At 34.4% G+C, this 15,298-nt stretch carries 12 protein-coding genes and 2 pseudogenes; 2 read left to right on the forward strand and 12 right to left on the reverse strand.

Translation table 11 applies throughout. From position 1 onward, the window contains the following. Window positions 1-43 precede the first annotated feature (43 nt). From COE49_RS08315 to COE49_RS27985, 6 genes and pseudogenes are all read right to left on the reverse strand, one after another. Complete coding sequence (locus COE49_RS08315; protein WP_098945847.1) at window positions 44-1,432, reverse strand: homocitrate synthase/isopropylmalate synthase family protein; 1,389 nt, start codon at window positions 1,430-1,432, stop codon at window positions 44-46. After that, a complete protein-coding gene (locus COE49_RS08320; RefSeq protein ID WP_098252191.1) occupies window positions 1,429-2,493 on the reverse strand; it encodes an alpha/beta hydrolase in 1,065 nt (354 codons plus the stop codon). Before COE49_RS08320 ends, COE49_RS08315 begins: the two co-directional genes overlap by 4 nt. Before the next feature lie 14 nt (window positions 2,494-2,507). Further along, window positions 2,508-2,945 carry a DUF441 family protein gene (locus COE49_RS08325; RefSeq protein WP_098882594.1) on the reverse strand — a complete coding sequence of 146 codons (438 nt, stop codon included), beginning with the start codon at window positions 2,943-2,945 and terminating at the stop codon, window positions 2,508-2,510. Between the two features lie 14 nt (window positions 2,946-2,959). Further along, window positions 2,960-3,826, reverse strand: a complete 867-nt coding sequence (locus COE49_RS08330; RefSeq protein WP_098945848.1) for a HesA/MoeB/ThiF family protein — start codon at window positions 3,824-3,826, stop codon at window positions 2,960-2,962. A gap of 13 nt (window positions 3,827-3,839) precedes the next feature. Next, the gene (locus tag COE49_RS08335; RefSeq protein WP_098945849.1) at window positions 3,840-4,688 is read right to left on the reverse strand and encodes a HesA/MoeB/ThiF family protein; all 849 of its coding nucleotides are present in this window, start codon (window positions 4,686-4,688) and stop codon (window positions 3,840-3,842) included. Between the two features lie 677 nt (window positions 4,689-5,365). Further along, window positions 5,366-5,538: pseudogene (locus COE49_RS27985) on the reverse strand (DUF3963 domain-containing protein). A gap of 157 nt (window positions 5,539-5,695) precedes the next feature. On the opposite strand from COE49_RS27985, the gene COE49_RS08340 reads away from it, so the two are divergent. After that, window positions 5,696-6,211, forward strand: a complete 516-nt coding sequence (locus COE49_RS08340) for a hypothetical protein (protein WP_098945850.1) — start codon at window positions 5,696-5,698, stop codon at window positions 6,209-6,211. A 238-nt stretch (window positions 6,212-6,449) separates the two neighbouring features. Here COE49_RS08340 and COE49_RS08345 read toward each other — a convergent pair whose 3' ends face one another. Then, a complete protein-coding gene (locus tag COE49_RS08345; RefSeq protein WP_098945851.1) occupies window positions 6,450-7,787 on the reverse strand; it encodes an amino acid permease in 1,338 nt (445 codons plus the stop codon). A 232-nt stretch (window positions 7,788-8,019) separates the two neighbouring features. Beyond that, the gene (locus tag COE49_RS27570; protein WP_176549296.1) at window positions 8,020-8,190 is read right to left on the reverse strand and encodes a hypothetical protein; all 171 of its coding nucleotides are present in this window, start codon (window positions 8,188-8,190) and stop codon (window positions 8,020-8,022) included. A gap of 158 nt (window positions 8,191-8,348) precedes the next feature. Here COE49_RS27570 and COE49_RS08350 point away from each other — a divergent pair. Then, a pseudogene (locus COE49_RS08350) lies at window positions 8,349-9,057 on the forward strand (IS6 family transposase). Between the two features lie 152 nt (window positions 9,058-9,209). Here COE49_RS08350 and hblB read toward each other — a convergent pair. From hblB to hblC, 4 genes are all read right to left on the reverse strand, one after another. Then, window positions 9,210-10,610 (reverse strand): hemolysin BL regulatory component HblB, encoded by a 1,401-nt coding sequence (gene hblB, locus COE49_RS08355; RefSeq protein WP_098945852.1) that lies wholly within the window; start codon window positions 10,608-10,610, stop codon window positions 9,210-9,212. Window positions 10,611-11,014: 404 nt separating this feature from the next. Then, entirely contained in the window at window positions 11,015-12,142 is a 1,128-nt protein-coding gene (hblA, locus tag COE49_RS08360; RefSeq protein ID WP_098945853.1) for a hemolysin BL binding component B, read from the reverse strand. A gap of 36 nt (window positions 12,143-12,178) precedes the next feature. Next, window positions 12,179-13,399 (reverse strand): hemolysin BL lytic component L1, encoded by a 1,221-nt coding sequence (gene hblD, locus COE49_RS08365; RefSeq protein ID WP_098945854.1) that lies wholly within the window; start codon window positions 13,397-13,399, stop codon window positions 12,179-12,181. Window positions 13,400-13,468: 69 nt separating this feature from the next. Next, complete coding sequence (gene hblC / locus COE49_RS08370; RefSeq protein ID WP_098945855.1) at window positions 13,469-14,788, reverse strand: hemolysin BL lytic component L2; 1,320 nt, start codon at window positions 14,786-14,788, stop codon at window positions 13,469-13,471. Window positions 14,789-15,298 lie beyond the last annotated feature (510 nt).

Consider the following 15,298-nt stretch of genomic DNA (forward strand, 5'->3'; position numbering starts at 1 on the left):
TTTCAAGAATAGTCAAAATTTTTAAGTTGATGGATGTGTGGTGCTACCCCAACAAGCTTGAATTGTAATTAGGGGCTAGTACAATGTTTGTGTATGTACCTACACCTGAAAGGTACTTGTATTTATGTTTGAAACCTGATGGAATAAAAACAGATGCAGGGCTCTCAATGGTTTGCACGTCTCCCTCGATTTCCACTTTACATATAAGCCCTGTACCATCTATGTTATTACCCCAAAATACAAAAGCACTATCACAATGATGTGCATGATAATCCACATGACCTTCCAAGTTTTCGTCCATATGCTGATTACAGAATATACGTTGTATTACATAGAATGAAGCACGCTCATCTGTTCTATAATCCATCTGCACCCATCGTTCTCCTGGCCCATCCCTATGATACAAAAGTTCAGATGCCCCTTTTACAAATGGTTTACTGACGCGTAAATTCTTTGAAAGGCGAGGGCCTTTTCGTTCTACCCGTTTTTGTTGGATCTTCCTCACTCTTCCTATCATTTCAGGTTGAACTCCTTCATATGCTAAAACATTATGATTCACAGCTTTTACGTGATAAGGTGCTGTATGTGTAAAAATATTTTTTCCAATAATAGGTCTCCAATGATCGACTTTACAACCTGTAGCCAATTGAAGAGATTGTGTTAATTCTGGAATCATTTTTAATTGAAAGTGTTGATTATATTTTTGTGATAACAGAACAGATAAATTTAGTAAATCAACAATCCCAGCCCGTTCACCAATCCCGCATAAAGTTGCATCAATGACAGAAGCCCCAGCATCAATAGCTGCAAGAGCATTCGCTAGTGCTAGTCCTAAATCATTATGTAGGTGTACTTCAATTTCACAAGGGAATGTTTCAACCGCTTTCTTGACTATGGTTGCACACTCATTAGGTTCCCAAATTCCCACCGTATCAGCTAAACTAATTCGATTTGCTCCCGCTTGATATGCGATTTTTCCAAGGTAAGAAATATCTTCCCAAGTAGTTCTGGAAGCATCTTCAATTGTGAATCGGATTTTCATGCCTAAGTAACGAGCTTCTTCAATCGCTTGTTTCACTTGATTCATCACATAATCTTTTGATCGATTTGTATACTTGGTTTGTAAAGAAATCGGATTAATAGATGCCCAAATCCCTACCCAATCAGCTCCTGCTCGATATGCAGCATGAACTTCTTCTTTTCTCGCTCGAGCGTGCATTAAAATAGCAGCTTGTTCTGCAGCAGCCGCAACTTCTCGGCAAACCGCTTCTTCTTCACGAGAAATTCCAGGATGTCCAACTTCAATTAACCGGATTCCAAAATCCTCAAGCATATGAACCAGCGTAATTTTATCTTTCTTTGAAAAACGAACACCACATTGTTGTTCCCCTTCTCGTAAAGTAGCATCTAAGATTGTTATATCTCTGTTCATCCCTTTTTTCCTTCTTTCATTTCTATAAAATTCAATACTTCTTTAAATAGAACATCATGATTTTTTTCATATACTGCCCAGTGTGTTGCATTAGGAATCACAACTTCCTTTTTTTGCTTAGTCCCAGTTAATTTCGATAGCATATCTCTATCGGCAAATAAATCATCTTCTCCATAAATAACCAGCACAGGAGAAGTAATCTGAGATGCATCATATAAAGGACGGTTATTCCAAATAGAATATAAATCTTCTAGAGGCCCCATTGGTCGACGAATGATGCCATTATTTTTCTCGCTAATTGGATCTGAGTGAAGAAATACATCTTTTACAGAATCCATAGCTTCATTTGTGACAATTTTTTTCTCGCCCATCATCATATGCCAGTGATGCATTCCTTTATCAAAGTCTACAGTTTGATAAGAGGGTGCATGAGGATTGAATTCCCCCTGCTGTAACGGATTGTCAAAGGGCTCTGTCATCATTGGAAGCGTAAACCCATGCATGTACCCATATAAAACAAGTGTATTAACATCATCAAAATGTGATATTGCATAATTTCCAGCTACCACTCCCCCGTATGACCAGCCAACAAGATGAATTTTTTTTACATTCCTTTTATTTTTAATCCAATTCACAACCGTTTCTAAATCTTTTGTTGCATCATCTAAATGAACGACTGGTTTATTTAAGTTAGGCGCTTCTGACATTTCTTTTGGCCTTGAAGATTGACCAAACCCTCTAAAATCCATTGCCCACGTATCATATCCTTTTTTTGCATACTCATCCATCCATGAATATTTTGATACATCAAAAGCTGCTGCAGTAGGAACACTAAATGGTTCTAAAAACAAAATGATTTCGTCTGATGTATATTGTTTTTTTGTATTTACACTTTTATGAAGTAAAAATAATGTTTCGTCTTCTAGTGGAATTTTATATTCTTCTTTTATTATTTTAGAAGTTTTTGTCCCCTTTGAAACTTCTTGATGATTTGAACAGCTAGACAGTAAAAGAACGAAAAAAATACCCATTAAACTTATAGATTTCCAATTCTTTTTCATTTTTAAAATCCCTTTCATTTCATAGAAATGATGGCTATTATTCCAGCTGCAATAATTAACCCCGCTGGTAATCCCTTTGTAAACAATACAGCCATCAAAGTACCTATTAAAACACCCAATAATATAGTTGGATTCATCGGTAGTACCCCTACTCCTTTTCCTCCTATAAACGACACTATAAACCCCGCTAAAATCGATCCCCACCCAATTGGAGAAGTAATTAACTTCATTATGTTATCACTAGAAATCTTCCCTGATGTAATGGGAACTAAAAGAAATAACATGAGAAAGAAAATGCCAATTGGAAAAGCATATTGCTGAATAGCATGCAAGATAGCTTTTTGTCCCATAGCAAATAACACACCTAATAAACTTGCTGCAATAGCCAGTGCATAATCTTTAACAATCAAAGCAAGTATAAAAATAATTCCTAACAATAGAAAAGAAACCATATATTTTACCTCTTCTATAAAGTTGTATAATCCCAACTGCCGTTTTCAGGTTCACATACCTGTACCATATTTGGATGTGAGAGGTTAATCTGTATAAGGTTTGGACTGATAATAGGTTGTAAATCTTCTCGATTTACAATGAACTTAAATGCTTCAAAGCTTGCTAGAATCCCTATAATGTTTGCAACAGGAGATAGTACAGCCCATGGTCGCTCTTTATTTATATAGCTATTCGCCCACTGTTCATCTGCACCATGTTTAATAGAATTCAGAGCACGTCCATCTTTTAAACCATGAATTTTGTTTTGCATCTCAAGCGTTAGTTCTTGCTGATAAGATGGATACCCTAACGCAATTTCATAAGGTACAGATTCAGGGGTTAATGACATGACGCCACCTCTAAAGGGTGGTGTAACAGCAATCCAAATAGAAGGAATCTTTAAAGTTTGAGCCATACGGTGAATAATAACCCTTGCTACCAAATTATCAGTTGCATCTATAATAATATCTGTATTTGCTAACAGATCTTTTGCGTTATCTTCTGTAACAAACTCTTGTGTTATTTTCACCTGTAGTAGGGGATTAATGTCTTTTAAGGTTTCTAGAGCCACAAGTGCCTTTGGCTTTCCTAACTTACTTATAGAACTAAGCATTTGTCGATTAATATTACTCGCTTCAAAAACATCTTGATCAATTACATGAAGATTCCCTATCCCCATTCGTGCCAACTGGATAAGCGTAATCCCCCCTACTCCCCCAGCACCAACTACAGTAACACGAGCATTCTTCAATTTTTTCTGTTCTTCTATTGAAATTACACCAATATTTCGTGTAAAGCTTTCTTCATATATATTTCGTTTATTTAAATTTTCAGTGAACAATTTTGCTTCCCCCTTATAATGTTGCATAATCCCAACCGTTTTCTGGTGCTTCTTTTATCTGGACAGGTGTGAGACTATCTACATCTATAACAATGCCCTTTGGTGCTCTAGCCAAAGGTTCACGACCAGTTAAAACTTGTATCGCTTCATGAAAGCTAAATAACGATAAAAGATGTGCTCGCATAGGAGTAATAATCCAGCCTACTTTTCCCTCACAAAAATCTTTCGCCCACTCTTCAGGCGCTCCTTTATCAACCGAATACCATGCTCTTTTTTTCTTAATATCAGCAATTTGCTGCCTTAACTTTGAATCTGTTAATATGGATCCTACAACAGAAACATTCAACGCCTCTTCATATGGAATCCCAGTTGGAAAGAATGTAGAAACAAATCCTCTTGTAGGAGGACTCCCTGACATACCTACACTTGGTATCCCTAATTCTCTAGCTGTTCTATGTATAATGACTCTAGAAGGCATATCATCCACTGCTTCTACCACAATATCATGACCCTTCATTAATTCCACCACGTTGTCTTCATCTACTTTTGTTTGTATAAAGTTTGTTGAGATATAAGGATAAATATCTTTTACAACTTGTTCAGCAACTTTTGCTTTTGGCTTTCCTACCACACTAGAAAGCGCTAACATTTGTCTGTTTATATTAGATATTTCAAATTCATCTGGATCGATCCCTGTAATATGTCCAACCCCCATTCTAGAAAAAAGGATGGCTTCATAACCCCCTACTCCCCCTAATCCAAAGATAATTACTCTTTTATCCCTAAGACATTCTTGTTCTGCTTTTGAATAGACACCAATGTTCTTTTTTACCATTTCCCAATAGTAAGTATCCATATCCATTTAAAAACCTCCTGTCATGTAATAATTATAAAAAAACTATCCATATAAAATAATCAACATATATAACAATAAATCTAAAATATGTTAATTTTGTGAGTTATTTGTAAAAAGAATTAAAATTTTCAAGTTATTTATCTTTTGTTAACAGAAGATATCTTCTGTTAATAAAAAACAGATCCAATTCAAAATGATATTTAATCTGTTTTTTGTGAGTGGTGTAGATTGACAGAATTATCCCCACTTAATATTCAGGTTTTTATTTATTTAAAAGTAGATTTTCATACGGTTAACAAAGTAAAATCTAATTTTTTATATGTGAAGCTAACTAATTTACCATTAGAAATTATACATGCATACTCATATTTATTTTGCTCGTTTAGCAAGATTGGTAAGTATGCTGGTATCATCTCGCCAACTCATAAGTTCTTATTATCTATAATCGGGGTAGAACCACATCACAATCAAGCTAAGACAAACAAATACCCCAAAACGAGAAAATTGACATCTTCAGGAGAAAATGAGCAATTTTTTTGTTTTGGGGGCATTATAAAATTCTTAAGTTGATGGGCATGGGGTATCGCCAGCATTTTTGAAAACCCCCACGCTAAGCAAAAAATACAATAAGCTACCTGTTTGGACAGCTCATTTACATAATTCTCGTTCTCGGAAGTAAGGTTTTAAAAGTAACCTATACATAGTGATACTAAAATTACTACTGACAGGGCAAGAAAAAATGTGATATTTCGAATCCATTTTTGTTGTTCAATTTTTCATTGGTAAATGTGCTTACATGAAGGAATAGTAAAGCAAACGTTATTAAGAATAGCTCAAATAACCTTTTCTTGCTCAATCCACCATCTTATCAGAATGTATTGTGCAGCAGACTATGAATATCTTATTGGCGTTCAGCCGAAATACGTGTAAAACTAGATCATCCTTACGGTACTGATAACTGGTGATATAATTATGGGGGAGTTTACTTTATTTTATAATTTATGAGGTGAAAAATGGACTCTTTAGAATTAAACAAATCTAAATATATTGTCTCTAATATCAAAGAAATTTTGCATAAAAAACTTATTCTTGATAAACCGTTAACTAAAGATGAGGTGAAAAAATTAAACCTAGTTAATCCCCCTGTATACGAAAATGAGAAGTATCTCATTCAAGAACGGTGGTTTTATAGTATTAATATCGGAGAATGGGAAGATGTGGGTATTATTATTCAAGGGAATAATGAAAATCCCGATGTGGAGATTATCGAAATGGCAGAAAAAATATTCGATGAACTCCATCTATATATAAGTTGTGCATTAAAATATTTACAGAAATTCTTCCCTAATCAAGAAATGAAGAACTACTATCTATCCACAATATGTTTTGGAAAGATGGTTAATTTTGACGATTATATATTTTCAGGGTTTAGTTTAACTTTTATTTATGATGGTCACTTTGAGTTTCAGTATAAAGTAAAATTTAAAGAAAATGGATGGCCTATTGGTTTTGAAGGTGGGCCACTTTAATAATCATAGATAATGTTTTCTTATTGGACTAACGGGTGCTTTAGTTGAACAAGATTTAAACAACTTTATTATAGGTTACTGCCACATGCCCATCAACTTAAGAAAAATAAAGGCCCCAAAAAAGAAAAAATGAGCCTCTTATGAATAACTGTGAAAAGGTAAAATTTTTGTTATGGGAGGTTCCTGAAAATCTTAGCTTGATGGGCATGCGGCAGCACCTCTGTTTAGCTGAAGATTTTTATTGCGATTCCTTTCTACCAACCAAAATGGATAGGACGGATAAAAGGATAAGAATACTTGCGCATACAATAGAGTTAATTATATTGCCTGCATTGAACAAGAAGAAAATAAAAATAATTGCCAAGGCAGCTGCAGCAAACAAGGTACTGTAAGGAAATAACCACACGCGAAAATACGGCATTTTAGAATACTGTTTACGCAACTTAAATTGTGCAAGGCAAATGCTAGTCCAAATGAGCAAAACAGTAAAACCCGGGATAGACATCAAATAGCCAAAGACATGCTCTGGTGTAAGGAACGCGATAAAAGATCCAATTAATAAACCAGTGCAACTGACAAGAACTCCCCAGACAGGAACACCGCGCTTAGTAAGACGCGAGAATAAAGCCGGAGCCTCGTTATTTTGTGCCAGAGAGTACAAAATGCGAGAAGTAGCATACATCCCTGAATTAGCAACCGACAGCACAGCGGTCAATAAGATGAAGTTCATAATATGTGCTACACCTTGTAATCCGGTTGCAGAGAAAACCTGTACGAAAGGACTGCCTTGCTTTCCTACTTCGTCCCAAGGGATAAGTCCAGTGATGATGAGAATAGGTAATGTGTAAAATAAAACTACTCGGAACATGACCCCTTTTACTACTTTAGGAAGCGTCTGTTCCACGTTTTTCGTTTCTGTTACAGTTAATCCGATTAATTCTGAGCCTCCAAAAGAAAAGACAACTATTAAGAGTGCTGTGAAAATACTTCCCCATCCTTTTGGAAAGAATCCGCCGTGGCTTGTATAGTTTGTGAAATATGCTGCTTCATGATTTGGAATGAAGCCAAATAATAAAGCAAAACCAAGCAAAATAAATAAAACCAGAGTAATAATTTTGACACTTGCAAGCCAAAACTCTATTTCACCGTAAAGTTTGACGCTAATCAAGTTGATAAATAGAAGAAGCACCGTACATGCTAAACTAAGCAGCCATAAGGGAGCGGATGGAATCCAGTATTGTAAAAAGCTACCCCCTGCCAAAACTTCAACAATAATAACTAAAATCCAATCGATCCAGTAGAGCCAACCAACAACAAAGGCGAAACGAGAACCGAAAGCTTTTTGAATCATCCCTTGAATATTTAAACCCGGATAAGCAATAGCCATTTCCGCTATTGCGCTCATAACAATGAGAAGGAGAAACCCTGCAAATAAATAAGAAAAAACGATACCAGGTCCTGCAGCTGAAATCGTATCTGCACTTCCTTTGAAAATTCCTGTCCCAATCATCCCGCCTATCGCCATAAGTCTAATGTGGCGTGGTTGCAGCTCACGCTTCAGGCTTTGTTGTGCCATGTCTAATCCCCCCTTATAATAAGTAATGAAACAAAGTTAATATCTTTTCTCGAAAGTGATTGAGGAACATCACTAACTGCTGCATAGTTCTTCTTAGGCGAACTAATATTTAAACTATACAATAATCTTTTTGATTTGGGCATATAATTTTGAAACGTATTTTCGAGAGAATATGGTGTACAAAGAAAAAAATGGTGGCGATTTTTTCGTCGCCACCGCTGCATCAGTTTTTCTATTTAGAACTATTTTTGAGTATTTGAATGTTTTTATCTCTTTCTCCACCATCGGAAAGTTCCTCTGAAAATTCATGGTCTGCTTTCTTTCCTAACAGGCGTTCAGATGACCGAATTGTGCTGGATGGCAAATTATTATTCGGTGCTGCCTGTTCATTCCATTTTCTCATCAAAATCACCTCTTTTTTATTATCGGATTTTTGTCATGATTTTATCCCGCTATTCGTGGGCAGTAAGACCCCTACCTCAAGATTTGGGGGTCTGGTGCAAAAAATCTATAAAACTTGGACATACTGATACTATTACTCTAAAAAGGTGTATGATTGGTATGGAAAAGAATAATTTGTTCCAAATGGAAACACTATCAGCCTGATATTATCTTATTAACGGTAAGATGGTACCTACGGTACAATCTTAGTTTTCGTGATTTAGTGGAAATGATGGAGGAACGGAGTTTATCCATTTCTCATACAACAATTATGCGTTGGGTTCATCAGTATGGTCCTGAATTGGATAAACGAATCCGACGTTATCTCAAACAAACAAATGACACTTGGAGAGTCGCTGAAACATATATCAAAGTAAAAAATCAATGGATGTACTTGTATCGTGCTGTTGATTCGAAAGGAAGCACAATCGATTTTTTCCTAAGCAAAACAAGAGATCAGAAGGCTGCAAAGCGCTTTTTCAAGAAAGCTTTGCGGTCTTTTCATGTTTCAACGCCTCGTGTTATAACGGTCGACAAGAATCCAGCTTATCCTATAGCAATTGAACATTTGAAAAAAGAAAAAAGCATACCTAACGGTATGCGACTTAGACAACAAAAGTACTTGAATAACATAGTAGAACAAGATTATCGCTTTATAAAGAAACGAATCTGTTCTATGCTAGGGTTCAAATGCTTTGACACAGCTACATCCATTCTTTCTGGAGTAGAAGCCATGCATATGATGAAAAAAGAACAGATTGATTTACGGGATCAGTCTGTTCAGAATCAGAAAGAATTCATCCATCATTTGTTTGGGCTAACAGCATAAAATACAATTTCGCTCGAAATAAATGCGCTATATTCTCTTTTATTTTACCTTTGCACCAGAACTCTCTGAATCAGCTTTTCCACTTAACTTAGTGTCTAGTTTAGTGTATCATCTCCAATTGCTGCATAATTTTTCTGTCTAACTTTTCGGGTTTAGTTCATTATATTTTCTATTTTGTCTTTATATACAACATATTCTTTCCCATCTACAACTGCTACCACAGCAAATTCATCTTTTGGATTGAATAAAAGCCAGTCAGCCCACATATTTGTATTTGGTCCTCCACTCCACATATCATGAACAGTGTTTTTAGTTAAATTCATAACTTTATAAGACGCATTTGGTGCATTTGTTCCAGTCTTTATTTCAAATGTATATGCGTTATGAATTTGTTTATAAAAGTAGGAAACGTTTGATGGACGAAGCTGATTTATAAAATCCTGTTCTTTTTTCTCTGCAATTTTTATCCCTTCTTGTAATGTGACAACATCTGTTCTTAATGTTTTCCAACTGTCTTTCGCTGCATTCAAGTTAGGGATTAAGAATTTATATCTATTTTGATCAGCTTTTTGATCAGCTTTATCAATATGTCCCAGTACGCCCGTATATTGAGAGTCTAAATCATCCCATTGCGTGGACATATAAGTAAGAGCAGTAATAGCATTATCAATCGCACTATGCATATCACTAATATTATGAAACGCAACTCCAACCACACGATTTAATTTTATTTTGTAATCTACATTCTGACGTAATTTTGCTAATTCCGGCTCTAGCCAGCCTAATTTACCTCTTGCATCACCTATCATTATACCACCAGCAATCAATGTAGGAAGAAAGGGGATTTTCACCATGTCCAATCCCTTAGATTCTATATCTTTTTGATAGTTTACTTGCCCTAAAAGGTCCTCTAGTCGCTTTTGATCATCCTCCACCGCAGCTCCTTGGCTTTTTAAAATAGACTGCAAGAGATCTTTATTACTTCCAAATGCTCTAACATCTTGTCCAATATTTCCATTTAAATTAGTTAATTCTTCTATTAATGCTTTTGCAGACTTTTGATTTTGTTGAATTTCCCCCCGTAAATCTGTAATCCCTTTTTTTAAAGTATCTCCATTCCCAGTATTGATCGCCGCTACTAATGTTTCATAATGATTTTCAAATTTTTTATCGTATTCAATAATGCCTGTCAATGTATCTAAAAGCTGTTTTTTTACTTGCGTATTCCATGTAACTGCATGTGCTCTTGCATTCTTTTGATCTTGTACAATTTTACTAGGTAAATCTTCATAGCCATTAATAGTAATTCCTTCAAAACTCACATCAGGATTGTTGATTAACAAATAAGAATATTCATTCATAGATTTCAAAAATAAAACAGCATCTTGCAAAGATTTTTTCATCTGTTCTTCATTTGCTGAAAGAGACATATCTCCATTGTTAGTTTGTTCTATTTCACTTGCAAAAACTGTTACTGGTGTAACTGCATAAGTAGTTGTCATAGTTAAAAACGTTGATACAGCGAGTATTTTGTAAGGAATTTTTTTCATCATTTCATATTCCTCCGATATAGGTTTTGATTTCAAGTTCTATTCTTCTTTAAAAACGATGTCTTTCGAAATGAGTTCTACATCTTTAATGAGTATCATTCTAACTTTCTTTAGCAGCCTTTAAATCATCAAATATTAAAGAGGATCTATGTTGTTACATAGAATCGATATTATCAAGCAAATCTTTATAATCTGTCCCCAATTAATCGGTTCTATTGCAAAGTTAAAAAAACAAGTAAACGGCACAGCTATTTGGATGAAACTTATATATATGTGAAAGGCGAAGTCTTTAATGAGACTCCGCCTTTCTGGTATATAAGGATTTATTAATTGTTGGATTACTGTTTAACAGTGTAATCATAGACTCTCTATGTTTTGGGTCACTTTACAACAGTGTTAATATTTCCCTATTTTTGTGGAGTAATAGGTTCCACTTTTAATTCTTTTATCCCTTCTTTTAATGTGACAGCATCTGTTCGTAATGTTTTCCAACTGTCTTTAGCTGCATTCAAGTTAGGTTTTAAGAATTTAAATTTATTTTGGTCCGCTTTTTGAGCTGCATTTTCAATATGCCCCAGTACTCCCGAATATTGAGAATCTAAATCATGCCATTGCGTGGACATATAAGTAAGAGCATTAATAGCATCATCAAGCGCCTTATGCATTTCACTAGTATTATTGTAAGCAACTCCAACTACACGATTTAATGTTACTTTATAATCTACGGTCTGACGCAATTGTGCTAATAAAGGCTCTAACTCACCTAAATTATCTCTTGCAACTCCAACTATGATACCGCCGATTATCGGTAGGCCCAAAATGGCACCCTTCATTACATTAAATCCATCAGATTCTAATTGTTTATAATAGTTTACTGATCCTAAAACTTCATCTAGACGCTGTTGATCGGCCTCAACATCTACACCTTGGTTTTTCAAAATCGACTGCAAGAGATCTTTATTGCTTCCAAAGGCTCTAACATCTTGTCCAATAGAGTCTCTTAATTTAGTTAATTCTTCTATTAATTGTTGTGCAACCTTTTGATTTTGTTGAATTTCCCCCCGTAAATCTGTAATCCCTTCTTTTAAAGTATCTCCATCCCCTGTATTAATCGCATCTACTATTGTTTCGTAATAATTGTCAAATGTTGTATCATATTCAATAATACCCGTCAATGTATCTAAAAGTTGTTTTTTTACTTTCGTATCCCATGTAATAGCATGTGCTCTTGCATTCTTTTGATCTTGTACAATTCTACCAGGTAAATCTACATATCCATTAATAGTAATTCCTTCAAAGTTCACATCTGGATTTTTAATTAACATATAAGAATAGGCATTCATAGATTTTGCAAATAAACCGGCCTTTTGCAAGGTTTCTTTCATCTTCGCTTCATTTGCTGAAAGAGCCGTATCTCCATTGTTAGTTTGTTCAATTTCACTTGCAAAAGCTGCTACTGGTGAGACTACAGAAGTTGTTGTCAAAGTTAAAAACGTCGATACCGCGAGTAGTTTGTAAGGGATTTTTTTGATCATTTCATATTCCTCCTATATAGACTTTGATTTTTAGTTCTATTCTTGTTTAAAAGCAATGTCTTTCGAAATGAACTCTGCATCTTTATGAATATCATTCCAACTTTGTTTAGCAACCTTTAAATCATCAGGTATTAAAGAGAGTTTATGTTCTTGCATTTGGTCGATATTATCATATAAATCTTTATAATTAGCCCCCATTGTATTCCATTGTTTTTGAATATTTGTTAGAGACATTATCGCTTGATCCACTGTCTGATATAGATATGTCAAAGTATCTTTTGTGCTATTAAGCGAAATAACTGCTTGGTTAGCAAGATCGGCTTTCATACTTAATTGTCCGATTTTGTTAGAAATTTCGTTATAAGAGTTCATATGATTAGACGCTGTGACACCAGCTGCTGTTCCTAAACCGATACCAGCTGCACCGAGAGCCGTAAGGCCACCGACAACAACCGGTGTTGCTGTACCGCCAGTCACAACAATTACTACCGCTCCTCCAATGGCTGCAATAACTAAAATTGCTGCTCCCAATCCACCACCAATTGACCATGCTAATACATTGTCAAAATGTTCTTTCTGAGTAGCACTTAGTTTCTCAATTTCAGCATGAAGTTGTGGAATCAGTGCTTGTTTTCCCGCTAATATTGCGGTTAAGCCACCTTTCCCATCTGGACCACCAACATTATTTTTAAAATCTGTAGTATTTGTGTACAGTTTTGTTTTGAAGGCTTCTAGCATCTTAATTACTTCTGTAACTTCTTTTGAATTTGTATCAATTGTAGTGATTAAATCATTTATGCCCTCTTTTAGACCTGCCTTATCTTTCTTTTGTACAGTATCTACTAATGTATCGTAATAATTTTTAAATTGTTCATCGTAATTTACAATATTACGTGCTGTTTTTTGAATCTTCGGCTTTGCTGTATCTAACCAATAATTCGCATTGATTCGAGACAGTTCCTGATTCAGGTGAATATTTTTAATTAATTCTCCACCTTCTGGACCTAAATCAATATTGGATAAATTTACATTCGGTTGTTTAATCATCGTTTTTGCGTACAAATCCATTACAAGAATATTAGATCCTGTTTCAGCTAATGCTTTCTTCAGCCCTTCAGGCCCTAACTCATAATTCCCTACTTTTTGTTCTTGAGCGGTTTTTTCCTGTGCAAGTACATGAATAGTGTTACCGTTAGTGGCAGTAATAAGTGTTGCTAGAGTGGCTACAGCTAACACTTTAAATGGAAGTTTTTTCATAAGCCTTCTCCTTCTCAGTTTTTTGATAGATTCTTATACTCTTTACATTAATTTATTAAATTCGTAATTTTAAAACTTATTAACTTGTTCTTCAAGGTAACTTGTTGCATTTTTTAATTGTCTTAATGTATCTTTTTGAGACTGCTGATCAGTTGTATCAACATTAGTAGACAATTTTGTAATATTATTTTTAATTAGATTCATATCTTCTTTATAACGATTTAATAGGTCAAGTTCTACATCTACTTGATTTGCAAATGTATGTAAATCATTTTGCATAATAAGAAGCATAGACTTTTGTAAATCTGCTACTGTTAGGTTCTTTGTTAAATCATAAAATTTTTGGTTTTGTTTCTCTAAATCATCTAAATGTGCTCGTTGCTCTGTTGTTAGTTTATTTACTTCAGCGAAGGCACTATAAGTTTTTTTAATTTTTTCAGGGTCAATAACCTTCGTAAGGTCATACTCTTTTGTCTTTGTAATTGCAGCTGCAGCTATTTCAGCTTGTTTGCTTTTCTCAATTGCTTCACGGGCTTCTTTTTTTGCAGCTTCAATCTCTAGAGCAGATTTTCCTTTTTCTTTCGCTTCTTTCTCTGCTTTTTTCTCTGCTTCTAAAATAGAGCTGTTGATTTCTTTTCCTTTGTTATACGCTGCCACCGCTGTTTGAGCAGCCGGTTCAATGATATCTTTTGAAAGACTATAAATTTCTTGGAATATCTTAAATCCTTGTTCATTTAAAGCTCCTGGTAACAGTGCTATTTGTTGTAAATCACTTTGAATTGATTTTTGGGTATTTAGCAATTCATTTTTTAGCTGGTCTATTTTCCCTGTTCCCTCTGAACTTAGTACACCCTGTGCTTTTGTCACGTCAGTATCGAGATCTTTAAGCTTTTTATCAATCTGTAATTTAAGATCTGTTAATTCATTAATCTGACGTTGTACACTTTCTTGGTTTATCGTAGCTTTATCTTGAAGAACTTCAATTCTATCCAAGAATCCTTCTTTATCTTCTTTATTGTCTACAAACTGTTTTAATGTTGGATAATAGCTATTGAATTGGCTTACAAATCCTTTACTTTTTGAATTTAATAGAATTAATTTTGGATAAAGTTCTGATGACCATTCGTTCATATCTTGTTTGATCAGGGATTGGTTCGTATTTAAAGATGGAACTTCCTCTAGCTGTACATTAGGACTCATTAAAGCTTTATCTATATATGTTTGGATTAATTTAGATTGTGCACCTAATTTTCGTAATGATGAGGAAATATCCATATTTTCCCGTTGCGTTTCTGCCTGGACGATTGGCGTTGCGAGAGTATTTATAGGAATATTTGCCCCACTAACAATGGAAGTTATTAAAAACCCTGTAAGTATTTTATTTTTCATTCAGTACACCTCTTCACTATTGTCTTTTTACAATTTTATTCATACAACTTGAACAACCTAGCGTTAAGCTCACTCCTTGCACACAATTGAGGCAGGAGAATTTTTTCGGATAGAGTGATAAATTCTCTTTATTATTTACTTCTCATAGAGTGTAAAAGGACCTTACTTCCCACTCATTTAAACATTCTGTTTTTCATAAGTAAACAGTAAAATCCTGTTGTTAACATTTGAAAATTCAGATATTTTTTTATTTGTATGAAAAAAAATTATATTTAAAAAAGTTAATACTATTAATTATTTCATCAAGTGAAGTAATTATATCAGTGTAATTAAGCCTAAAATATTGTGATTTTCATTTATTTATATTAATTGTTTGATATTAAATGTTTTTAATATAATTTAATGGTACTTTGTATATCCATTCCCTTTATTTGTAAAATGTAAAATTGCATATTTCTCTACACCAAAAAACCAACACATAACAACAAAAAGCCAACACATAACAACATT

The organism is Bacillus sp. AFS029637 (genome assembly GCF_002584985.1).
In the GTDB taxonomy this organism is placed as follows: Bacteria; Bacillota; Bacilli; order Bacillales; family Bacillaceae_G; genus Bacillus_A.